The organism is Pseudomonas sp. AP19, assembly GCF_001728855.1.
Classification (GTDB): domain Bacteria; phylum Pseudomonadota; class Gammaproteobacteria; order Pseudomonadales; family Pseudomonadaceae; genus Aquipseudomonas; species Aquipseudomonas fluorescens.
In genome coordinates this window covers 1-22,646 of record NZ_LXJP01000020.1, presented here as the reverse complement: position 1 = coordinate 22,646, position 22,646 = coordinate 1, and the positions used below count along the sequence as shown (strand labels likewise).

Sequence of the window (22,646 nt, the reverse complement as noted above, 5' to 3'; positions counted from 1 at the left end):
CCTGACCCCTCACAAGGCAGGCTCTTGTAGTCCTTTTTCCCTGTACTGGATTTTCCCATGAGTTCTGTTGCTGTGTTCAGCAAGGCCTCGCCGTTCGATGCACTGCAGCGCTGGCTCCCTAAACTGGTGCTGGCGCCCAGCATGTTCATCGTGCTGGTGGGCTTTTATGGCTACATCCTGTGGACGTTCGTGCTGTCGTTCACCACGTCCACGTTCCTGCCAAGCTACAAATGGGCAGGCCTTGCGCAATACGCGCGGTTGTTCGACAACGACCGCTGGTGGGTAGCGAGCAAGAACCTGGCTGTTTTCGGCGGGATGTTTATCGGCATCACCCTTGTGATTGGCGTGACCCTGGCGATTTTCCTCGACCAGAAAATCCGCCGCGAAGGTTTTATCCGCACCATTTACCTGTACCCGATGGCGCTCTCGATGATCGTGACCGGTACCGCCTGGAAATGGCTGCTCAACCCGGGCATGGGCCTGGACAAACTCCTGCGTGACTGGGGCTGGGAAGGCTTCCGCCTGGACTGGCTGATCGACCCCGACCGTGTCGTCTACTGCCTGGTGATTGCTGCTGTATGGCAAGCCTCCGGGTTCATCATGGCGATGTTTCTCGCCGGCCTGCGCGGCGTTGATCAGTCGATCATCCGTGCCGCCCAGATCGACGGTGCCAGCCTGCCGCGCATCTACTGGAGTGTGGTGCTGCCAAGCCTGCGTCCGGTGTTCTTCAGTGCGGTGATGATCCTGGCGCACATTGCGATCAAGAGCTTTGACCTGGTTGCCGCAATGACGGCCGGTGGCCCGGGCTACTCGTCCGACCTGCCTGCCATGTTCATGTACTCGTTCACCTTCAGTCGTGGCCAGATGGGCATGGGCTCGGCCAGTGCAATCCTGATGCTCGGCGCGATCCTCGCGATCATCGTGCCTTACCTGTACTCCGAGCTGAGGACCAAGCGTAATGACTAGTCTCGCTTCCAAACCTTCCATCAGCCTGAGTCGCATCGCGATCTACACGGTGCTGATCCTCGCTGTGTTGCTGTACCTGGTACCGCTGGTGGTGATGCTGCTGACCAGCTTCAAGACCCCGGAAGACATCAGCACCGGCAACCTGCTGAGCTGGCCGACCGTGGTCACCGGCATTGGCTGGGTCAAGGCCTGGGCCACTGTAGACGGCTACTTCTGGAACTCGATCAAGATCACCGTACCGGCCGTACTGATCTCCACCGCCATCGGTGCGTTGAACGGCTATGTGCTGTCGTTCTGGCGCTTCAAAGGCTCGCAGCTGTTCTTCGGCCTGCTGTTGTTTGGCTGCTTCCTGCCGTTCCAGACCGTGCTGCTGCCCGCGTCGTTCACCCTCGGCAAGATGGGCCTGGCCAGTACCACCACGGGCCTGGTGTTCGTGCACGTGGTCTACGGGCTTGCATTTACCACACTGTTCTTCCGTAACTACTACGTGAGCATTCCAGATGCATTGATCAAGGCAGCGCGACTGGACGGTGCAGGTTTCTTCACCATCTTCCGGCTGATCATTCTGCCGATGTCGACGCCGATCATCATGGTCTGCCTGATCTGGCAGTTCACCCAGATCTGGAACGACTTCCTGTTCGGTGTGGTGTTCTCCAGCGGCGACTCGCAGCCCATCACGGTGGCGCTGAACAACCTGGTCAACACCAGCACCGGGGCCAAGGAATATAACGTGGATATGGCGGCGGCGATGATCGCCGGGCTGCCGACCCTGCTGGTCTATGTGATCGCAGGCAAGTATTTCGTGCGCGGCCTTACGGCCGGCGCGGTCAAGGGGTAATCATGGCTACGCTTGAACTTCGCAATGTAAACAAGACCTATGGCGCCGGCCTGCCCGACACCTTGAAGAACATCGAACTGTCGATCAAGGAAGGCGAATTCCTGATTCTGGTCGGCCCTTCGGGGTGTGGTAAATCCACGCTGATGAACTGCATCGCCGGTCTGGAAACCATTACCGGCGGCGCCATCATGATCGGCGATCAGGATGTGAGCGGCATGAGCCCCAAGGACCGTGACATCGCCATGGTGTTCCAGTCCTACGCGCTGTACCCGACCATGAGCGTGCGCGAGAACATCGAGTTCGGCCTCAAAATCCGCAAGATGCCTCAGGCGGACATCGACGCCGAAGTGGCGCGCGTGGCCAAGCTGCTGCAGATCGAACACCTGCTTAACCGCAAGCCAGGCCAACTGTCCGGTGGCCAGCAACAGCGTGTGGCCATGGGCCGTGCCCTGGCCCGTCGGCCGAAGATCTACCTGTTCGACGAACCGCTGTCCAACCTCGACGCCAAGCTGCGGGTCGAGATGCGCACCGAAATGAAATTGATGCACCAGCGCCTCAAAACCACCACCGTCTACGTCACGCACGACCAGATCGAAGCGATGACCCTGGGCGACAAAGTGGCGGTGATGAAGGACGGCATCATTCAACAATTTGGCACGCCGAAAGAAATCTATAACGACCCGGCCAACCTGTTTGTGGCAAGCTTTATCGGTTCACCACCAATGAACTTCATTCCGCTGCGCCTGCAACGCAAGGATGGCAAATTGGTGGCCCTGCTCGACAGCGGCCAGGCCCGTTGCGAGCTGCCGCTGGGGATGAGTGATGCTGGGCTTGAAGATCGTGATGTGATCCTGGGTCTGCGCCCGGAGCAAATTGTTCTGGCCACGGGTGAAGCGAATGGGGCGTCGAGCATTCGTGCCGAAGTCCAGGTCACTGAGCCGACCGGTCCGGACACGTTGGTGTTTGTGCAACTCAACGACACCAAGGTCTGCTGCCGCCTCGCGCCGGACGTTGCACCGCAGGTCGGTGAGACCCTGACCCTGCAATTCGACCCGGCCAAGGTATTGCTGTTCGACGCCAAAACCGGCGAACGCTTGGGCACTGCTGCCTCATTGCCTGCACACGGGCATGCCGACAACGTGGCCCAATTCAAAGGCCGCTGAAGCAGATAACTTGTTGTTTTGGTTAAAAAAAGTAACCCGCGTTAGATAAAAACAGTTAAATAACAATAAAGACGAGGATGTAGGGATGAAAAAGCAACACAACAACACTCGGCTGATCTGCCAACTGTCAGCAGCAGCAGCCCTGGTATTGTCCGCCAATGCGATGGCGGCCGATGCATTCAGCGCCGACTCCAAGTGGATGACCGGTGATTGGGGTGGCGAGCGTACCAAGCTGATCGAGCAAGGTATCGACATCAAGGCTGACTACGTAGGGGAAATGGGCGCCAACCTGCACGGCGGCTATAACGACGACAAGACCGGCCGTTACTCCGACCAGTTCGGGCTGGGCGTAGCGCTCGATCTGCAAAAGCTGTGGGGCTGGGACAACACCCAGGCCAAGATCCAGTTGACCAACCGTAATGGCCAAAACATCTCCAACGACCGTATCGGTGACCCGCGTGCCGGCACGCTGAGTTCGTCGATGGAAGTCTATGGTCGTGGCCACATGGTGCGTCTGACCCAGTTCTGGATTCAGCACCAGATGTTCGATAACAAGCTGGACGTGAAACTCGGTTACTTCGGTGAAGGCGAAGACTTCAACACCTTCCCATGCGACTTCCAGAACCTGTCGTTCTGTGGCTCGCAGGTGGGTAACTATGTAAACACCTGGTACAACTGGCCGGTCGCCCAGGCCGCTATCCGCGTGAAGTACAACATCACGCCTGAGCTGTATGCGCAGATTGGTGCGTACAACCAGAACCCGTCGCAGCTTGAGCACGGCAATGGCTTCAAGCTCAGCGGCAGCGGCACCAAGGGCACCGTGATTCCGGTGGAGTTGGTCTGGTCGCCGAAGGTCAATGGCCTGCCGGGCGAATACCGTGTGGGTTACTACAAGAGCGCCGCGGATGCCAGCGACGTACGTGACGACGTTAACGGCAACGATGCTGCCACCACAGGCTTGGCTTACCGTACCCGCAGCAGCAAAAGCGGCTATTGGGGCGTTGTGCAGCAGCAACTTACCACCCATAACGGCGACGCGTCGCGCGGTCTGAACATCGCGGCCAACGCCACCTTCCACGACAAGGACACCAACCTCGTCGACAACTATCAGTCGTTGATGCTGGTCTACAAAGGCCCGTTCGATGCGCGTCCAAAAGATGACGTCGGTATCGGCTTCTCCCGCATCCATGTCAACCAGGACGTGAGGAAAAACGCAGAGTTGCTGAACGCAGCCGGTGGTTTCACCGACTACGATCAGGTGGGCTACGCGCCGCTGCGTGACACCGAGTACAACACTGAAATCAACTACGGCTTCCACGTCACCAACTGGCTGACCGTGCGTCCTAACCTGCAATACGTTACCCACCCAGGTGGCGTCGATAAAGTCGACAACGCGCTGGTAGCGGGCCTGAAAATTCAGTCTACGTTCTAACGCTGTTGCGATAAGCTCCTTCTCTCTGTGCGCATTTTGCGGGTAGCCATGGCTACCCGCTTTTTTTGGGGCGCGCTGTGATGATATTCAGGACCGTGGCACATGCATGAGCATCCGCTGCAACGCTTTTTCAAATCCCTGCGTGAACAACCGGTGTTCGCCTGGGAGCGCTTTCAGATGCGCGATGTGTTGGTGATCGACCATCCGCTGTGCCAGGCGGTGTTCAGCCGTCAGGGCGCGCAATTGCTGCACTTTCAGCCCCGCGGCCAGAAACCCTGGCTATGGTGTGCGGCCAAGTGGCCGCAAGTCGGCGCCATCCGTGGTGGGGTGCCGGTGTGCTGGCCGTGGTATGGGCGCCATCCGAGCGAAAACGCGTGGCCGTCCCATGGCTGGGCGCGGCTGATCGACTGGAAGCTGCTCGACAGCAGCACCGACGACGACGGTGTGCGCCTGCACTGGCAATTGCAATTGTGCGACTGGCAAGTCGACCTGCACGCGCACCTGGGCGAGACCCTTGAGTTGCGCTTGAGCACCGAGCACCAGGACGAGTTGCCGTGCCAGTTGAGCCATGCGTTGCACGCTTATTGGCGTATTGGTCACGTCGACGAGATAGCGCTGTCTGGGCTTGACGGTGCGCAAGGTTATGACCAGCTCAGCCGTCAGGTTTGCCAGCAGGAAGGTGAGCTGCGAGTGGATGGCGGCTGCCAGCGGGTGTTCCAGCATGAGGGTGAATTGCAGCTCAAGGACCACGCCTGGCAACGCGAACTGTGCATCGACACCGGCGACAGCGCCGACACCGTGGTATGGCATCCGGGCAGCCGGCCGTTACTGGGCGTGAGCTTTAACGAGGCGTCAGGGTTTGTGTGCGTGGAGTCGGCGATGGCCGGGGCGAGCCTGGCGCCGGGGGAGAGGGCGCACTTGAGTCTGCAGGCCCGGGCCGGGGTTTAGCGCTGTTGCTGATGGCGCCATCGCGGGCAAGCGCGCTCCCACATGTTGACCGGGTCCCACCTTGGCATACGGTCGAATGTGGGCGCGGGCTTGCTCGCGAAAGGGCCGGTACTGCTGGTAGAGATTCCTGCTAGTTAAACTCATCCCCCACCGGGTACCGGCTGTCATTCAAGCTCTCTTTGATCTTGCGCAAATGCGGCTGGAAATCCACGCCACGGCGCAGGGTCATGCCGGTTGCCAGCACATCCAGCACGGTCAGTTGAATGATCCGCGAGGTCATCGGCATGTAGATGTCGGTGTCTTCCGGCAACGGAATGTTCAGGCTCACCGTGCTGGCTTTGGCCAGCGGCGAGTTTTCGGCGGTCACGCCCAGCACCGACGCGCCGTTTTCCCGCGCGATACGCGCCACTTCCACCAACTCACGGGTACGCCCGGTGTAGGAAATGATCACGAACAGCTCGCCGGTATGCGCCACCGACGCGATCATGCGTTGCATCAGTACATCGGCATGGGCAGTCACGGACAGGTTGAAACGGAAAAACTTGTGCAGCGCATCCATGGCGACCGGCGCCGATGCGCCCAGGCCGAAGAAGTGGATCTGCCGCGCCTGGATCAACAGGTCCACGGCCTTGCTGATCAGCGCCGGGTCGAGGGCCTGGCACGCACTGTCCAGGGAGGCAATGGCGCTGCCAAAGATCTTCTGCGTGTAGGCCTCAGGGTTATCATCGGCTTCCACGGCACGGCTCACATACGCCGCACCACTGGCCAAACTTTGCGCCAGCTGCAATTTAAGTTCAGGGTAACCGCTGACACCGAACGAACGGCAGAAACGGTTGACCGTCGGTTCACTGACCGAGGCGGCTTGGGCGAGGGCGGCGATAGAGAAGCGGGTCGCCTGCTGCGGGTTGAGCAGGATGACCTCGGCGACTTTTTTCTCAGCCTTGTTCAATTCTTCGAGGCGGTTCCGGATTTGTTCCAGAAGATTTCGCACGCGGTCCATTCAGTCTTTCCTTCGGGCGACGATGCAAATAAAGGGCGGTAACCCATCGACGAGTGGCCCTTTGCGGTGGCCTATCCTACTGAGGGTAGCTGAACACCACCACTCGGAATGCGTATTTTGGGAAAATGTTGTGGTTATTACTACATTTTTCCTTGAGTGATGCCTTGAAAAAAGGTATTTGTAGCTTAACTTGATAAAAGAACAAACATCATGCCTTTGATAACCGTAGAACCCTGCACCTTTGCCCTGTTTGGCGCCTTGGGTGATCTGGCGCTGCGCAAGTTATTTCCTGCACTTTACCAACTCGATGGCGCCGGGCTCCTGCACGACGACACGCGCATCCTGGCATTGGCCCGTGAAGCCGGGTCCGAGCAAGAGCACCTGGCCCATATCGAAAAAGAACTGCGTAAATACGTCGGCAAGGAACTGGATGAGGCCGTGGCAGCGCGCTTCCTCGCACGCCTGGCCTACGTGCACGTCGATTTCATAAACGCCGATGACTACGCCACCCTGGCCGCCAACGTCGGTGTCGAACAACGCCTGATCGCCTATTTCGCCACGCCTGCGGCGGTGTATGGCGCCATCTGCGAAAACCTGGCCAAGGTCGGCCTGGCGGAAAACACCCGTGTAGTGCTGGAAAAACCCATCGGTTCGGACCTGGAATCCTCGCGCAAGGTTAACGACGCCGTGGCGCAGTTTTTCCCGGAAAACCGCACGTACCGCATCGACCACTACTTGGGCAAAGAGACCGTCCAGAACCTGATCGCCCTGCGTTTCGCCAACAGCCTGTTCGAAACCCAGTGGAACCAGAACTACATCTCCCACGTGGAAATCACCGTGGCCGAGCAAGTCGGTATCGAAGGCCGTTGGGGTTACTTCGACAAGGCTGGCCAGCTGCGGGACATGATCCAGAACCACCTGCTGCAACTGCTCTGCCTGATTGCCATGGACCCGCCGGCCGACCTGTCCGCCGACAGCATCCGTGACGAGAAGGTCAAGGTGCTCAAGGCCCTGGCGCCGATCAGTCCGGAAGGGTTGACCACTCAAGTGGTACGCGGCCAATACATCGCCGGTTACAGCGCCGGCAAACCGGTGCCGGGTTACCTGGAAGAAGAAAACTCCAACACCCAGAGCGACACCGAAACGTTCGTCGCCCTGCGTGCCGATATTCGTAACTGGCGTTGGGCCGGGGTGCCGTTCTACCTGCGCACCGGTAAACGCATGCCGCAAAAGCTGTCGCAGATTGTCATCCACTTCAAGGAACCGTCCCACTACATCTTCGCGCCCGAGCAGCGCCTGCAGATCAGCAACAAACTGATCATTCGCCTGCAGCCGGACGAAGGTATTTCCTTGCGTGTGATGACCAAGGAGCAGGGCCTGGACAAGGGCATGCAACTGCGCAGCGGCCCGCTGCAACTGAATTTTTCCGACACCTATCGCAGCGCGCGGATCCCCGATGCCTACGAGCGGTTGTTGTTGGAAGTGATGCGCGGCAATCAGAACCTGTTTGTTCGCAAAGATGAAATCGAAGCCGCGTGGAAGTGGTGTGACCAGTTGATTGCCGGGTGGAAAAAATCCGGTGATGCGCCCAAGCCTTATGCGGCGGGGTCCTGGGGGCCGATGAGCTCGATTGCACTGATCACGCGGGATGGGAGGTCTTGGTATGGCGATATCTGAATTGAAACTGCCTCAGGGTGTAACAGCCCATGAGTACCGCTCGCCCACGTTGCTGGCGGACGGCTTGGCCAATGACGTGGCCGGGCAATTGCGCACGGCCATCAGCGCCCGTGGCGCGGCCACGTTGGTGGTGTCCGGTGGCCGCAGCCCCGTGGCGTTTTTTCAGAACCTGGCCAAGCAAGACCTGGACTGGTCCAACGTCACCGTCACCCTGGCCGATGAGCGCTGGGTGCCGGTGGAACATGCCGACAGCAATGCCGGCCTGCTGAAGAAATACCTGCTGCAAGGCCCGGCGGCCAAGGCCACGTTCCTGAGCTTGTACAACGTTGCCGCGAATCTGGAAGACGCCGCCGAATTGGCCGATCGCCAGTTGGCCGAGCTGCAAGCCATTGATGTGCTGGTACTGGGCATGGGCGATGACGGTCACACCGCATCGCTGTTTCCCAACAGCCCGAACCTGGGCGAAGCATTGAAAGCTGACGGCACCCGCCGTTGCTGGCCGATGCTGGCGCCGACCGTGCCGCACCAGCGCCTGACCATGAGTCGTGCACTGCTGGCCTCGGCCCACTACACCGTGCTGTCGATTTCCGGCAGCTCGAAATTGACCACCTTGAGCGCCGCGCTGGCCAGTGACGATGTTGCTGCCATGCCGATTCGCGCGTTTTTGCAACCTACTTTAGAGATTTACTGGTGCCCATGAGCCAAGGATCAGCCGCTATGAAAAGCCCTCAACCGACCGTGTCCATGGCGGATAAAGTTGCCCTGATCGACAGCCTCTGCGCCAAGGCGCGGATCCTGCCGGTGATCACCATCGCCCGCGAACAGGACATCCTGCCGTTGGCCGATGCCTTGGCTGCCGGTGGCTTGACCGCATTGGAGGTGACCCTGCGTTCCGAGTTCGGCCTCAAGGCCATTCAGGTGCTGCGTGAGCAACGCCCTGAGCTGTGCACCGGTGCCGGCACCGTACTCGACCGTCATATGCTCGAAGCGGCCGAAGTGGCCGGCTCGCAATTCATCGTCACCCCCGGCATCACCCGCGACCTGCTTGAAGCCTCGGTGCACAGCCCGATCCCGCTGCTGCCAGGCATCAGCAATGCCTCCGGCATCATGGAAGGCTACGGTCTGGGTTATCGCCGCTTCAAGCTGTTCCCGGCTGAAGTCAGCGGCGGCGTGGCGGCCATCAAGGCGCTCGGCGGCCCGTTCGGCGAAGTGAAGTTCTGCCCGACTGGCGGCGTGGGGCCGGCCAACATCAAACACTACATGGCGTTGAAAAACGTCATGTGCGTGGGCGGTAGCTGGATGCTGGACCCGGAATGGGTCAAGAACGGCGACTGGGCACGCATCCAGGAAGTCACCGCACAGGCGTTGGCGCTGCTGGACTGATCTGATTTACCGAATCGTTGTTGCTGTGCTTAACGGCATTTTTGCGGTGCACTTGGTCGGTGTACCGCTTTTTTTTGCCTGAAAAAAACGCGCATCCGACACCGATTAATGTGGGAGCGGGCTTGCTCGCGAATGCGGTGGTTCAGTTGGCATATTCGTTGACTGACACACCGTATTCGCGAGCAAGCCCGCTCCCACACAAGCCCGCTCCCACATTTTTAATCCGCGTGTAGTTCAGTGATCGCTTTGACCAGTACACCGATATCCGCCGCCGACGTCACCAACCCCGGCGTCACCCGAATACAGGTGCCAAACACCGCACCCGTGCGCGTGGTGGTAAACAGGTCGTACTCCTTGAGCAACCGTTGCGCCATCGCCGCTTGATCCCGGCCCGTAAACTTGAAGGCCGTGATCCCGCAATACAGCCGTGGATCGTCCGGCGTCAGCACTTCAATCCCCGGCAGCTGCCGTACCTGGCTAACCCATAAGTCGCGCAGGTAATTGACCCGCGCGCCCTTGGCCGCCGAGCCGCCCAGTGCGCGATGTTCTTCGAGCACCAGCGGCAAGGTCATCAATGCCGGAAAGTTCGGCGTGCTGTAGGGCGTGCGTGCGCGCACGTCAGTGGCGGGGTAGTGGAACTCGCCCATGTCCGGGTCGATATCGGCCAGGCGTTCCGGGGCTATATAGAGGAAGCCAAGCGTCAACGGCGCGCCGATCCATTTGTGCAGGTTGAAGCCGGCAAACTGAATGCCGAGCGCCGCCAGGTTGAACTCGATCTGGCCCAACGCGTGGGCACCATCAAGGATGACGTCGATGCCATGCTCGCGCGCGGCCCTGGCAATGGCCTCGACGGGCATCACCAGGCCGGTGCGGTGGGTGACATGGGTCAACGCCATCATCTTCAGGCGCGGGTACTGCGCGAACGTCTCACGATAAGTCTGCAACAGGCTGTCGAAACTTGCCGGGTGGGCATGGGAGATTTCGATCACCTCGACACCCCGATAACCGGCCAGCCAGCGCATGGCGCCTTTGACTGTGTCGTACTCCAGGTCGCTGATCAGCACCTGGTCGCCCGGTTTCAGGCCGTTGTAGTTGCGGATCAGTGACTGCAAGGCTTCGGTGGCATTGCGGGTGAACGCAATCGCCTCCGGGGCGGCCTCAATCAGCCCGGCCAGTTGGCGAAGGATATCGACGTTTTGACCTTGCTCGAACCGCTGGCGCACATACAACGAGTTGCTGCGGTTGATAAATGCAACGTGCTCCAGGTACTGCGCTTGGACCGCGCGGCTCATGCGCCCGAAGTAGCCATTCTCCAGATTGATCGGGCCAGATTCCAGCGCATAGCGCTCGGCAATGGCCTGCCAGTGACGTTCGTTATCGGCATTCCGTGGCATGGCGTGGGCTCTTAATGGCGAGGGGCGGGTTTACCGTGTTTTGCGCGTAGAGGTTCCAATAATTCGGACAGGCCGTTGTGATCGATTTCCTGCATCAAGGCCAGCAAACCGCCCAGCTCGCCGTGGGGGAAACCTTCACGGGCAAACCAGTTCAGGTAGGGGCCGGGCAGGTCGGCGATGATCCGTCCCTTGTATTTGCCGAAGGGCATTTCTCGGGTGATCAGCAGTTCGAGTTTTTCGGGGTTCATGGGCTTCAGTGTTTGAGTCGAGACCTTGGAAAATACAGGCATTCTGCATGAAGGCCAAATGACAGATCATGCAAATAACGTAAATACAGATGGTTCATTAATTTTTAAATCATTGAAAAATAAAGAAAAATACTTTTTCAAAAACTTGGCACGGGCGCTGCAATTACTAAGACACCTTTCTTAACCCGCACAAGGAATTGAAAAATGACTGACATCAACAAAGAATCGATCTCCGTACTGAACGACCTGATCGAGACCAGCAAAGACGGCCAGAAAGGCTTCGCTACCTGTGCTGAAGACATCAAGCACCCAGAGCTTAAAGCCCTGTTCGTCAAGCGCTCCACCGACTGCGCCACCGCTGCCGCCGAATTGCAAACCGCTGTGAAAGCCCTGGGCGGCGACCCGGAAAATTCCGGTTCGGTTGCCGGCGCCTTGCACCGTGGCTGGGTTGACGTGAAGTCCCTGGTGACCGGTAAAGATGAAGAGGCTGTCCTGAACGAAGCCGAGCGCGGTGAAGACCACGCACTGAAGGCTTACAAGGAAGCGATCGAGAAGATCAACAAGCACAACCTGCTGGGTATTCGTGACCTGGTTGAGCGTCAGTTCCACGGCGCACAACGCAACCACGACCAGGTGAAAGCCCTGCGTAACCAGGCTCGCGCTCAGTCGTAAGGCCTGTTGTGTAGCAACTGCTGTGTAACAAATGTGGGAGCGGGCTTGTTCGCGAAAGCGGTGTATCAGTGACCGAGAGGTGACTGACCTACCGTCTTCGCGGGCAAGCCCGCTTCTACATGTGCCTGGTATTCACCTTGACGCTGCAATCAGCCGATGCTGATCGGCGGCAGCTCGGTTAGGGTCACGACCTGCTGCTTGCGTGGCGCGAGGATTTCCGCCTCGCCATCGACCACCAGCTCATCGCGCTGGTTGAAGACACGGGTGGCAATGCGGACGCGAAATTTTGGCAGCTTTTCGAGGATTTCCAGACGCACGGTCAGGGTGTCGCCGATTTTTACCGGCTTCTGGAAGGTCATCTGCTGGCCGATATAGATGGTGCCCGGCCCAGGCAACTCGCAGGCAACGGCCGCGCTGATCAGGGCGCCGCTGAACATGCCGTGGGCGATACGCTCCTTGAACATGGTCGCCTTGGCGTACTCGGCATCCAGGTGCACGGGGTTATGGTCACCGGACATGGCGGCGAACAGCTGGATGTCGCGCTCCTCGACGGTCTTGCTGTAACTGGCGGTCTGGCCAACTTCGAGGGCTTCGTACGGGGTGTTGGTAACCTGAGTCATCTAAAGGTACATCCTGTGGCTAATCGGTAATTAAATTGGCTGATGATAAGCGTTTGATTTTAGGCGAAAAATCATTCGCAGCGGGTCGGGCTGTGCAGCGCCAGCGTCTGGTCTAGCCACGTCAGTACATCCGCAGTGACTTCATCGCGGTTGGTTTCATTGAACACTTCATGGCGTGCCTGCGGATAAATATTCAGTTGCAGGTTCTGGCAGCCGGCTTCGCGCAATGCGTGGGCCAGGTTTTTGAGACGCTTGCCTTCACTCACCGGATCACATTCTCCGCCCATCACCAGGATCGGCAGGCCCGGGACGATCTGTTCGAGATTGGACGCTTTGCTGATTTGCTGCAAGCCGCCCAGCAAGTCGATCCACAGCTGGTTGGTGCAGCGGAAACCACACAGCGGGTCGTTGATGTATTTATCGACTTCATTCGGGTCGCGGCTGAGCCAATCAAACGCCGTGCGGTTGGGCTTGAACGCTTTGTTGAACGAGCCGAATGACAGGAACTCGATCAGTGCACTGCGCCCACGCAAGCCTTGGCGTGCGCGTTCGAGGCGGGCGATCACGGCGGCCGCGCGGTACAGCGCCACCGGCTGGAAATTCGAACCGCTGAGAATCACGCCCTTCAAGCTGGCGCTGTGATGCACCAGGTAGGCCTGGGCGATATAGCTGCCCATGCTGTGCCCCAGCAGAATGATCGGCAGCCCCGGATGCTGTTGGCCAATGTGCTGGTTCAGGCTGGCAAGGTCGCCGACCACCTTGTTCCACCCATCCTTCTCGGCGTAGAGGCCCAGCGTGCCCTCATCGGCGGTGCGGCCATGGCCGCGCTGGTCCAGCGCATACACGCCATAGCCGGCGGCGCACAACGCGTCGGCCAGGCGCGCATAACGCCCGCTGTGCTCGGCCATGCCGTGGGACAGCATGATCATGGCCTTGGCCGGGCCTTCCGGCAGCCATTGATTGACGTACAGGCGGCTGCGGTCATTCGCGGTCAGCCAGAAGGTGCGGTGGTTCATGGCGCTTCCTTTGCTCGAGGTCGTTGCAGTGTATAGCTCATCCCCAGGCGTGCGTTTGATCTGTGCAGGCCCTTGTACGAAGATTCACGCAATTGATGACGCTGTTTCCTGTATTTGCCTGATTGGCCATAGCTGCTACCGTCCTCAAAGCTCCGCTTTTTATCGCAGCCGGCTTTTTACAGCTGCAGCGGCCGGACACACTCAGGTAAGAGGACAAGAATAGTGCAACCTGATTTCTGGAATGACAAACGCGCGGCGGGCGTTCCCCATGACATCGACCTCACCACCTACAAGTCGGTGATCGAAGTCTTCGAGCGTTCCTGCAAGGCTTTTGCCGACCGTCCGGCATTCAGCAACATGGGCATCACCCTGACTTACGCCGAGCTTGAGCGCCAAAGTGCGGCGTTCGCCAGCTACCTGCAACAGCACACCGACCTCAAGCCTGGCGAGCGCATAGCGGTGCAGATGCCCAACGTGCTGCATTACCCGATTGCGGTGTTTGGCGCGTTGCGTGCCGGGCTCATCGTGGTCAACACCAACCCTCTGTACACTCCGCGTGAGATGCGCCACCAGTTCAAGGACGCCGGTATTCGTGCGCTGGTCTACCTCAACTTGTTCGGTTCGCGTGTGCAGGAAGTGTGCGCCGATACCGAGATCGACTACCTCATCGAAGCCAAGATGGGCGACTTCATGCCGGCGGCCAAGGGCTGGCTGATCAACACCGTGGTCGACAAAGTCAAGAAAATGGTCCCGGCCTACCACCTGCCACGGGCGGTATCGTTCAAGCGCGCGCTGCGCATGGGCGCAGGGCAGGGCCTGATTCGGCATCCGGTGACCCTGGATGACATCGCTGTGCTGCAATACACCGGCGGCACCACCGGCCTGGCCAAGGGCGCGATGCTCACCCATGGCAACCTGGTCGCCAATATGCAGCAGGCGCGGGCGTGCATGTCCCAACTCACCGACGACGGCCAGCCGCTGGTGAAAGAAGGCCAGGAGGTGATGATCGCGCCGCTGCCGCTGTACCACATCTATGCATTCACGGCGAACTGCATGTGCATGATGGTGACCGGCAACCACAACGTGCTGATCACCAACCCGCGGGACATCGGCGGCTTCATCAAGGAACTGAAAAAGTGGCGGTTCTCCTGCCTGTTGGGGCTGAACACGTTGTTTGTGGCGCTCATGGACCACCCGGATTTCAAGACCCTGGATTTTTCCCATCTCAAGATCACCAACTCCGGCGGCACGGCACTGGTCAAGGCCACGGCCGAGCGTTGGAAAGCGTTGACTGGTTGTTCCATCGGCGAAGGCTACGGCCTGACCGAAACCTCCCCGGTGGCCAGCACCAACCCCTATGGCAGCCAGTCGCGCCTGGGGACCGTGGGTGTGCCGGTGCCGGGCACGGCGATGAAAGTTATCGACGACGAAGGGCGCGAGCTGCCGTTCGGTGAGCGCGGCGAGCTGTGCATCAAGGGGCCGCAGGTGATGAAGGGCTACTGGCAGCAACCGGTGGCCACCGCCGAGACACTCGACGCCGAGGGCTGGCTGAAAACCGGTGACATCGCGGTAATCGATGCCGATGGGTTCGTGAGCATTGTTGATCGCAAGAAAGACCTGATCATCGTCTCGGGCTTTAACGTGTACCCCAACGAGATCGAAGACGTGGTGATGGCCCACCCGGCGGTAGCCAACTGCGCCGTGATCGGCGTACCGGATGATCGCACCGGTGAGGCGGTGAAGCTGTTTGTGGTGGCGCGTGCGCAGGGCGTGAGCCTTGAAGAGCTGAAAGCGTACTGCAAGACCAATTTCACCGGGTACAAGGTGCCCAAGCATATTGTGTTGCGCGAGTCGTTGCCGATGACGCCGGTGGGCAAGATCCTGCGGCGGGAGCTGCGCGACATCGCTTGATGTGCAATGCACTTAAAAAATGTGGGAGCGGGCTTGCTCGCGAATGCGGTGTATCAGTCACCAGATGTATCGACTGAAGCACCGCATTCGCGAGCAAGCCCGCTCCCACATTGGTATTTATTGTGCTGAAAGGCCCATTCCAGAGCGCTATCCAGGCTTATAGAATCTTTGCTCTAAAAATGACCATTAGATATTCTTGAGTCATGTTTATGACTGTAGGGCCCTCTTTTGGCTCTAGTCGGCCTTTGGCAAAGCTGCTACTCTCGGCGCGCTTTGTGACTTCTCGGCCTGCTTGAAAGCGCCAGACTCACCTAAAAAAACATACACCAATAATAATCGCATCAAATGCGATGATGAATTCGCGTCGCTGAGGAGTGGGCTTCCATGAACGAAGACTTTTGGAAGGATAAGTACCCCGCCGGGATTGCTGCAGACATCAATCCAGACGAGTATCAAAATATTCAGGCGGTACTTAAACAGTCCTGCCAGCGCTTCGCCAACAAACCGGCTTTCAGCAACCTGGGCAAGACACTCACCTACGGTGAACTGTACGAATTGTCCGGCGCTTTCGCCGCCTACCTGCAACAGCATACCGACTTGAAGCCTGGCGATCGAATCGCCGTGCAACTGCCCAATGTCCTGCAATACCCGGTCGCCGTGTTCGGCGCCATTCGCGCGGGCCTGATCGTGGTCAACACCAACCCGCTGTACACCGCGCGGGAAATGGAACACCAATTCAATGATTCCGGAGCCAAGGCTCTGGTTTGCCTGGCCAACATGGCGCACCTGGCTGAAAAAGTCGTGCCCAAGACCGCCGTCAAGCACGTGATCGTCACCGAAGTCGCTGACCTGCTGTCGCCGTTCAAGCGCCTGCTGATCAACAGCGTCATCAAGTACGTGAAAAAAATGGTCCCGGCCTATCACTTGCCCAAGGCGGTCAAGTTCAACGACGTGCTGGCCAAGGGGCACGGCCAACCGGTCAATGATGCCAGCCCGGCCAGCGGTGATGTTGCCGTGCTGCAATACACCGGCGGCACCACCGGCGTGGCCAAGGGCGCGATGCTCACCCACCGCAACCTGGTTGCCAACATGCTGCAGTGCAAGGCGCTGATGGGCTCCAACCTCAATGAAGGTTGCGAGATCCTGATCACGCCGCTGCCGCTTTACCACATCTATGCCTTCACCTTTCATTGCATGGCGATGATGCTGATCGGCAACCACAACATCCTGATCAGCAACCCGCGCGACCTGCCGGCGATGGTCAAGGAACTGTCGAAGTGGAAGTTCAGCGGCTTTGTAGGCCTGAACACGCTGTTTGTGGCGCTGTGCAACAACGAAGCGTTCCGCAAGCTGGATTTCTCCGCGCTCAAAGTCACCCTGTCCGGCGGCATGGCCTTGCAACTGGCGGCTGCTGAACGTTGGAAGGACGTGACCGGCTGCAATATTTGCGAAGGTTACGGCATGACCGAAACCAGCCCGGTGGCGACGGTCAACCCGATCCAGAACATCCAGATCGGCACCATCGGCATTCCGGTGCCGTCTACTGTGTGCAAAGTCATTACCGATGACGGCGTTGAACTGGCCCTGGGCGAAATCGGCGAGCTGTGCGTCAAAGGCCCGCAGGTGATGAAAGGCTACTGGCAGCGCGAAGACGCTACCGCCGAGATCCTCGACAGCGAAGGCTGGTTGAAGACCGGCGACATCGCGATTATCCAGCCGGACGGCTACATGCGGATTGTCGATCGCAAGAAAGACATGATTCTGGTCTCCGGTTTCAACGTTTACCCGAACGAGCTGGAAGACGTGCTGGCGACCCTGCCGGGCGTGCTGCAGTGCGCGGCCATTGGCGTGCCGGACGAAAAATCCGGGGAGCACATCAAGATCTTCATCGTGGTCAAGCCAGGGGCTACCCTGACCAAGGACCAGGTGATGGAACATATGCGCGCCAATGTCACCGGCTACAAGGTGCCCAAGGCCGTTGAGTTCCGTGATGCGTTGCCGACCACCAACGTGGGCAAGATCCTGCGCCGTGAGTTGCGCGATGAAGAGCTGAAGAAGCTGGGCCTGAAAAAGTAACCGAATAAAAAACCCCGCCATGCGGGGTTTTTTAATGCCTGGGTTGGGATGCGATCCACGGTGGGAGCAGGCTTGCCAGCGCCCACCGTATTTGACCGAGTGTGCTACACGGCAAACTGCGCGAAGCTCACGCCCGCACCGGCCGGGCGCACGTCTTTGAGGAACGAATCCTTGTCGGCGCTCAGCTCCAGAGTGATCTCCGGCTTGCGCTTGTTCGCATTGCGCACCACCAGCCCTTCGAGCTTTTCACGCAGGAACGCCGTCGGCACCTTCAAGTGCAGCAACTGGTCAGTCTCGGCGTTGTGCATCAACAGGTGAATCCACTCGTACTGCCCCACACCAATACGCACCACCGGCAGGTCGAACCACCAGATGTTGCGTTTGCTGTCCAGGTCAGTGAAGTGGCAGTTGTTGACGCCGAGTACGGCACCGCCCAGTTCCTGGTTTCTGCGGGCGATGGCCTGTGCTTTATTGAGTTTCATAACCTTCCTACGGGATCTGTTATTCAGCGTTATAGCCTGAATGTGCCGGGCATTCTCGTGGGTTGGCGGCAAAACATAAAGCCAAACCTGTCGCCGGCGATGAAATGCGCGCTGAAAATAATTGAAACTCTGCCGAATGGCCTCGGGTCAATCTTTAGGTAGTGACCAAAACCCTTGATTGTTCTTTCGGAGAAATACCATGAGCAGCACATCGGATAAGGCAAAAGGTTTGGCCAACGAAGCCGTTGGTAACATCAAGCAAGGCGTTGGCAAAGTGACTGGCAACGACAAACTGCGCGCTGAAGGCGTGATTCAGGAAAAGAAAGGCGAAGTGCAGAAAGCCGTCGGCGACACCAAAGATGCGGTAAAAAAAGCCGTCAAGTAACACTGAATCGCCGGCTGGATTCATGCAGCCCGACGGCCATCCACGGATGGCCGTTTTTGTGTAAAGCGTGCAACTAAAGTTTGGAAATTGTTTCAAAGTCGCCAAATGGTCTACTTTGATGTAGAAAACGGCCCCTGAGTCGCCCACGACCTCACCCTTTATGCGGCGAAAGGAGACGCTATGATTTTTCCGGTACTCGACGGCCTCAAGCTCCACAAAGTGTTGGTGCGCACCGTCAAGGAATTCGTCGATGACGAAATGCCTACCTACGCCTCGGCACTGGCCTACCAGATGCTGTTCTCGCTGTTTCCCTTCTTGTTGTTCCTTATCGCCCTGATTGGTTTCCTGCACCTGCCGGACTTCTTCACCTGGCTGCGTATGCAGTCGGAGCTGGTGCTGCCGCCCCAGGCGCTGGAACAGGTCAACCCGGTGATCGACCAGTTGCAGCAATCCAAGGGTGGCTTGCTGTCCGTGGGTATCGTGATCGCCTTGTGGACCGCGTCGGCGGGTGTGCGGCTGATGATGAGCGCGATGAACGCCGCCTACGATGTGGTCGAAGGTCGGCCGATCTGGAAGCGTTTCCCGCTGTCGATTTTCTACACCGTCGGCATCGCCGGCATGTTGCTGGCCGCCGCCGCGCTGATGGTGCTTGGCCCGCAGGTGATGGAGTGGCTCGCCGGGCAGATCGGCATGCAGGAATTCGTGGTGACGCTGTGGACCATCCTGCGCTGGCCGCTGATCGTGATTTTGCTGATGTTCGCGGTGGCCCTCATGTACTACGTGATGCCTGACGTGCAGCAGAAATTCCGCTTCATCACCCCCGGCTCGGTGCTGGCCGTGGTGGTGTGGATTATTGCCTCCCTGGGGTTTGGCTATTACGTCAAAACCTTTGCCGACTACAACGCCATGTATGGCAGCATCGGTGCGATTATTGTCCTGCTGCTGTACTTCTATATTTCCGCCGCCGTGCTATTGCTCGGGGCCGAGATGAATGCCGTGATCGAACACATGTCCGCCGAAGGCAAGGACCCAGGCGAAAAGGATTTTGATGAAAGCACGCACACGGATGAAAAACAGCACGTCTCAGGCCTCGGCCGGGACCACTCCAAGCCCACTACCGACGAAGTCTGATCGATGATCCGTGAAATCCTGAAAATGGGCGACGAACGCCTGCTGCGTATCGCCCCACCGGTTCCGCCGGAAATGTTTGACAGCCCCGAGCTGTGGCAATTGATTGATGACATGTTCCAGACCATGGAGCACGTCGGCGGTGTCGGCCTTGCGGCCCCGCAGATCGGCGTTGATCTGCAACTGGTGATCTTTGGTTTTGAGGCCAGTGAACGCTACCCGGACGCGCCACCGGTGCCGCAGACCATCTTGATCAACCCGTTGATTACGCCGCTCAGTCCCGTGCTGGAAGAGGGGTTTGAAGGTTGCCTGTCCGTGCCCGGTCTACGTGGCGCGGTGGACCGTTACCAGCAGATCCGCTACGAAGGTTTCGACCCCAAGGGCTTGCCCATCGTGCGCGTCGCCGAGGGCTTCCACGCGCGGGTGGTGCAGCATGAATGTGACCACCTGATCGGCCGGTTGTACCCGTCGCGGATTACCGACTTCAGCAAATTCGGATACATCGAAGTGATGTTTCCGGAGATGGACCCGAATGCCGACGAGTAACGCGCAGCCACACTGAAACCGAAAATGTGGGAGCGGGCTTGCTCGCGAAAGCGGTGTATCAGTCACCGAATACATTGACTGACACTCCGCTTTCGCGAGCAAGCCGGCTCCCACATTGGGATAGCATTTCAAACCGAACTATTTGGCGGGTTTAACAAACCGCAACGTCATCCGATCCGACTCTCCAATCGCCACGTACCTGGCCTTGTCCTGCTCGCCCAACTTCAACGTTGGCGGCAACGTCCAGACGCCACCCGGATAATCCTTGGTGTCCTTGGGGTTGGCATTCACCTCACTCTGCCCAGCCAGCTTGAACCCGGCATCGGTCGCCAGTTTCACCACTTGGGCTGTGGTCAGGTAACCACTGTCCTTGATCGCTTCCAGGTCCGCACCGTCTTTGGCCCGGTGATCTTCCACACCCAGCACGCCGCCCGGTTTGAGCACCGTGTAAAACGCACTGAATGTAGCGCCTGCGGTATCGGCCGCCACCCAGTTATGCACGTTGCGGAAGGTCAGCACGGCATCGGCCGAAGCGGGCGTACCAAACACCGGCGCCTTGGGGTCGAACTCCACCACGTGGGCCTTGGCATAGCGCGTCGGGTCGGCGGCGAATTTCTTTTTCAGGTTGTCTTCGGAGGTGCGCGCATAGGCGCTGCTGCTCGCTGCCTGCACGGCGGCGATGTAATGCCCGTGGTCTTTGAGCAGCGGCGCCAGCACTTCGCTGTACCAGCCGGCACCGGGGGTGATTTCGATCACCGTCTGCTTGGCGTCCAAGCCGAAGAACGCCAGGGTTTGCTGCGGGTGGCGATAGCCGTCGCGTGCGCTGTTGGCCGGGTCGCGCCAACTGCCGGCCAGCACACTGGCGTACTGCTCAGCGGTAATCGGCGCATCCGCGGCGTGGCTGAAGGTTGGCGCGAGGAGGGCGGTGAGGGACAGCGCTGCAAGTGTCGTTTTCATGATCATCCTGTAAGGGGCCACTGTGCCATCGAGGCTAGCATGGGCTCCGGACCGGCTGATCACACATTATCCGCGGTCGACCTTTGCGTTGGTTATAAGCCCCATGGCGATCATTGGCTTGTTACGTTTGTAGCGCACCCACCGCTCGCTGAGGGATTGCGGCAGCCGCGTATCCTGGGTGAACCCCATGCGCTGATACACACCTTCCAGGTCGGGATGGCACAGCAGCCAGACGGTCCCCGCCACGTCGTCCACCGCCTGCAAAATCAAACGCGCGGCCAGCCCCTGGCCGCGATAAGCCGGGTCGACAAACACCCCGGTCAGCCACTGCCCTCCCACCACGGGGGAGAGGCACAACCCGGCCACAATCTCGCCGTCGCGCGCTACCCATAAGCGCCCACCCTTCATGGCCTTCATCGACGAATCATGGCTGCGGTAAAACTTGTTCAGCAGCGGCCACAGCGGCTCTGCCAGGGGTTCGATGTGCAGTTCAGGCATGGTGTTTGGGCAACATAATCAAGGGCTGGGGATTATAAGCGCCTTCTGCCGGGCAATAGGTGGTATACCCAGTGTTACATCCCCCGTAAGTGGAGCATGCATCATGGCCAAAGGTATGGATTCAAAGAAAGCCGCGAAGAAGAAACCGGCAAAAACCGCCGATGAAAAACGCGCTGACAAGAAAGCCAAAAAGTCCGATACAGGCCTGTTCGGTCACTGAGTTACACGCTTAGAACCAAACGATCTGCAAGATTTGCGCGCCTCAATGCACAGAGCAGGAAACACCTGCTCTGAGCTGCCGATGGCCTACTACCTTGATCTAACCCAACGCCGGGAAATCGAAGCCCTGGCACGCGGTTTCACCGCAACGACCGAATGGCCGACCTGGCTACTGTTGATCGGCGTGTATAGCGGCTGGTTCGCCGTGATACTGGGCAGCGATTGGCTCGGCCTGTGGCTGAGCACCCTGTTGCTGATTCCTCTGGTGACGCTATGGCTGTCGGTGCAGCACGAGCTGCTCCACGGCCATCCCACCCGTTCCCTGCTGGTGAACAAACTGCTCGGCTACGCGCCCTTTGCCGTGTGGTATCCCTATACGCTGTATCGCAACAGCCATCTGCTCCACCACAACGATCAAGACCTGACCCTGCCGGGCATCGATCCGGAAAGCCGCTATCTCACTCAACAACAATGGGACGCCAGCTCATTGTTTGAACGTGGCGTGCATTGGCTGACCAAAACCGTGCTCGGCCGTTGCGTGTTGGCCGCGCCGCTGGCGATTGGCCGATTGGCGCGCCATGAGTTCCAGCGCCTGGCGCAGGTATGGCCGATGTGGCTGGCCCACGGCGCCGTGACGGCATTGATGCTGAGCTTTATCGCCCATCACAGCGCGCTGCCGGTGTGGCACTACCTGCTGCTGGTCAGTGTGCCGGCCTTGTCCCTGGCGTCGATCCGTTCCTACTATGAACACCGCCCGCACCCGCAGCCGGAACAGCGCACCGTGCTCAACGAAGCGGCGTGGCCGTGGACGTGGCTGTTCCTCAATAACAACCTGCACCTGGTGCACCACGACTTGCCGAAATTGCCCTGGTACTTGCTGCCCACGGTCTACCGCGCCCGCCGTGAACAATGGGTGGCTCGCAGCGGCGGCTTTCTGCTGCAGGGTTACGGCCAACTGATCAGCCGCCACGGCCTCAAGGCCATCGACAGCCCCCGGCACCCTTTTGCTTGAGAGACGACCATGAGTGACCACTACGCCGAGCTGCTGATGTACGTCGCGCCAGAGGCGGTGCAGCACGCCAACCAG

Annotated in this window: 23 protein-coding genes; 15 read left to right on the top strand and 8 right to left on the bottom strand. The window is 59.0% G+C overall.

The genetic code is table 11. The features are described from left to right. Positions 1-57: 57 nt before the first annotated feature. The 5 genes from A7D21_RS15650 to A7D21_RS15630 all read left to right on the top strand — a co-directional run bounded on the left by A7D21_RS15650 (position 58) and on the right by A7D21_RS15630 (position 5,347). Positions 58-966 (top strand): carbohydrate ABC transporter permease, encoded by a 909-nt coding sequence (locus A7D21_RS15650; RefSeq protein WP_053257700.1) that lies wholly within the window; start codon positions 58-60, stop codon positions 964-966. Beyond that, complete coding sequence (locus tag A7D21_RS15645; RefSeq protein WP_069552068.1) at positions 959-1,804, top strand: carbohydrate ABC transporter permease; 846 nt, start codon at positions 959-961, stop codon at positions 1,802-1,804. Before A7D21_RS15650 ends, A7D21_RS15645 begins: the two co-directional genes overlap by 8 nt. 2 nt (positions 1,805-1,806) lie before the next feature. Continuing rightward, the gene (locus A7D21_RS15640; protein WP_053257698.1) at positions 1,807-2,967 is read left to right on the top strand and encodes an ABC transporter ATP-binding protein; all 1,161 of its coding nucleotides are present in this window, start codon (positions 1,807-1,809) and stop codon (positions 2,965-2,967) included. Between the two features lie 85 nt (positions 2,968-3,052). Next, positions 3,053-4,399, top strand: a complete 1,347-nt coding sequence (locus A7D21_RS15635) for a carbohydrate porin (protein ID WP_053257697.1) — start codon at positions 3,053-3,055, stop codon at positions 4,397-4,399. Positions 4,400-4,501: 102 nt separating this feature from the next. After that, on the top strand, positions 4,502-5,347 hold the full coding sequence (locus tag A7D21_RS15630) for a D-hexose-6-phosphate mutarotase (protein WP_053257696.1): 846 nt from the start codon (positions 4,502-4,504) through the stop codon (positions 5,345-5,347). Positions 5,348-5,477: 130 nt separating this feature from the next. Here A7D21_RS15630 and A7D21_RS15625 read toward each other — a convergent pair whose 3' ends face one another. Beyond that, positions 5,478-6,338 carry a MurR/RpiR family transcriptional regulator gene (locus A7D21_RS15625; RefSeq protein ID WP_169875662.1) on the bottom strand — a complete coding sequence of 287 codons (861 nt, stop codon included), beginning with the start codon at positions 6,336-6,338 and terminating at the stop codon, positions 5,478-5,480. 219 nt (positions 6,339-6,557) lie between these two features. Between A7D21_RS15625 and zwf the strand changes: the two genes are divergently transcribed. From zwf to A7D21_RS15610, 3 genes are read left to right on the top strand one after another with little or no spacing between them, the layout of a single operon-like run. Next, positions 6,558-8,024 (top strand): glucose-6-phosphate dehydrogenase, encoded by a 1,467-nt coding sequence (gene zwf / locus A7D21_RS15620; RefSeq protein WP_069552067.1) that lies wholly within the window; start codon positions 6,558-6,560, stop codon positions 8,022-8,024. Continuing rightward, a complete protein-coding gene (gene pgl, locus A7D21_RS15615) occupies positions 8,011-8,724 on the top strand; it encodes a 6-phosphogluconolactonase (RefSeq protein WP_053257694.1) in 714 nt (237 codons plus the stop codon). The genes zwf and pgl overlap by 14 nt, the downstream gene beginning before the upstream one ends. 17 nt (positions 8,725-8,741) lie before the next feature. Then, positions 8,742-9,407 (top strand): bifunctional 4-hydroxy-2-oxoglutarate aldolase/2-dehydro-3-deoxy-phosphogluconate aldolase, encoded by a 666-nt coding sequence (locus tag A7D21_RS15610; protein WP_048726837.1) that lies wholly within the window; start codon positions 8,742-8,744, stop codon positions 9,405-9,407. Positions 9,408-9,625: 218 nt separating this feature from the next. Here A7D21_RS15610 and A7D21_RS15605 read toward each other — a convergent pair whose 3' ends face one another. Together A7D21_RS15605 and A7D21_RS15600 are read right to left on the bottom strand one after the other, a co-directional pair. Beyond that, positions 9,626-10,801, bottom strand: a complete 1,176-nt coding sequence (locus A7D21_RS15605; RefSeq protein ID WP_069552066.1) for an aminotransferase class V-fold PLP-dependent enzyme — start codon at positions 10,799-10,801, stop codon at positions 9,626-9,628. Between the two features lie 11 nt (positions 10,802-10,812). Further along, positions 10,813-11,049, bottom strand: coding sequence for a DUF3820 family protein (locus A7D21_RS15600; RefSeq protein ID WP_003213031.1), 237 nt, complete (start codon positions 11,047-11,049; stop codon positions 10,813-10,815). A 204-nt stretch (positions 11,050-11,253) separates the two neighbouring features. Here A7D21_RS15600 and A7D21_RS15595 point away from each other — a divergent pair, with 204 nt between their 5' ends. After that, positions 11,254-11,721 (top strand): PA2169 family four-helix-bundle protein, encoded by a 468-nt coding sequence (locus tag A7D21_RS15595; RefSeq protein ID WP_053257692.1) that lies wholly within the window; start codon positions 11,254-11,256, stop codon positions 11,719-11,721. Between the two features lie 149 nt (positions 11,722-11,870). Here the strand turns inward: A7D21_RS15595 and A7D21_RS15590 are convergent, their stop codons facing one another. Beyond that, entirely contained in the window at positions 11,871-12,341 is a 471-nt protein-coding gene (locus A7D21_RS15590) for a MaoC family dehydratase (RefSeq protein WP_024077080.1), read from the bottom strand. A 71-nt stretch (positions 12,342-12,412) separates the two neighbouring features. Continuing rightward, positions 12,413-13,357, bottom strand: a complete 945-nt coding sequence (locus A7D21_RS15585) for an alpha/beta hydrolase (protein WP_069552065.1) — start codon at positions 13,355-13,357, stop codon at positions 12,413-12,415. A 222-nt stretch (positions 13,358-13,579) separates the two neighbouring features. Between A7D21_RS15585 and fadD2 the strand changes: the two genes are divergently transcribed. Next, the gene (gene fadD2 / locus A7D21_RS15580) at positions 13,580-15,268 is read left to right on the top strand and encodes a long-chain-fatty-acid--CoA ligase FadD2 (protein WP_069552064.1); all 1,689 of its coding nucleotides are present in this window, start codon (positions 13,580-13,582) and stop codon (positions 15,266-15,268) included. A 384-nt stretch (positions 15,269-15,652) separates the two neighbouring features. Beyond that, positions 15,653-17,344 (top strand): long-chain-fatty-acid--CoA ligase FadD1, encoded by a 1,692-nt coding sequence (fadD1, locus tag A7D21_RS15575; RefSeq protein WP_053257689.1) that lies wholly within the window; start codon positions 15,653-15,655, stop codon positions 17,342-17,344. A 104-nt stretch (positions 17,345-17,448) separates the two neighbouring features. Here the strand turns inward: fadD1 and A7D21_RS15570 are convergent, their stop codons facing one another. Further along, a complete protein-coding gene (locus A7D21_RS15570; RefSeq protein WP_053257688.1) occupies positions 17,449-17,826 on the bottom strand; it encodes a hypothetical protein in 378 nt (125 codons plus the stop codon). A gap of 199 nt (positions 17,827-18,025) precedes the next feature. On the opposite strand from A7D21_RS15570, the gene A7D21_RS15565 reads away from it, so the two are divergent. The 3 genes from A7D21_RS15565 (at position 18,026) to def (ending at position 19,885) form a co-directional block, all read left to right on the top strand. Then, positions 18,026-18,211: a CsbD family protein gene (locus A7D21_RS15565; protein WP_069552063.1), complete on the top strand. Its 186-nt coding sequence runs from the start codon at positions 18,026-18,028 to the stop codon at positions 18,209-18,211. A gap of 180 nt (positions 18,212-18,391) precedes the next feature. Next, positions 18,392-19,342 carry a YihY/virulence factor BrkB family protein gene (locus A7D21_RS15560; RefSeq protein WP_053257686.1) on the top strand — a complete coding sequence of 317 codons (951 nt, stop codon included), beginning with the start codon at positions 18,392-18,394 and terminating at the stop codon, positions 19,340-19,342. A 3-nt stretch (positions 19,343-19,345) separates the two neighbouring features. Further along, positions 19,346-19,885: a peptide deformylase gene (gene def / locus A7D21_RS15555; protein WP_053257685.1), complete on the top strand. Its 540-nt coding sequence runs from the start codon at positions 19,346-19,348 to the stop codon at positions 19,883-19,885. Positions 19,886-20,023: 138 nt separating this feature from the next. Here def and A7D21_RS15550 read toward each other — a convergent pair whose 3' ends face one another. Both A7D21_RS15550 and A7D21_RS15545 read right to left on the bottom strand, forming a co-directional pair. Further along, positions 20,024-20,842, bottom strand: coding sequence for a class I SAM-dependent methyltransferase (locus tag A7D21_RS15550; RefSeq protein ID WP_069552062.1), 819 nt, complete (start codon positions 20,840-20,842; stop codon positions 20,024-20,026). Positions 20,843-20,908: 66 nt separating this feature from the next. Next, a complete protein-coding gene (locus tag A7D21_RS15545) occupies positions 20,909-21,340 on the bottom strand; it encodes a GNAT family N-acetyltransferase (RefSeq protein WP_053257683.1) in 432 nt (143 codons plus the stop codon). Between the two features lie 301 nt (positions 21,341-21,641). On the opposite strand from A7D21_RS15545, the gene A7D21_RS15540 reads away from it, so the two are divergent. After that, positions 21,642-22,571: a fatty acid desaturase gene (locus tag A7D21_RS15540; RefSeq protein ID WP_053257682.1), complete on the top strand. Its 930-nt coding sequence runs from the start codon at positions 21,642-21,644 to the stop codon at positions 22,569-22,571. The last annotated feature ends 75 nt before the right edge of the window (positions 22,572-22,646 follow it).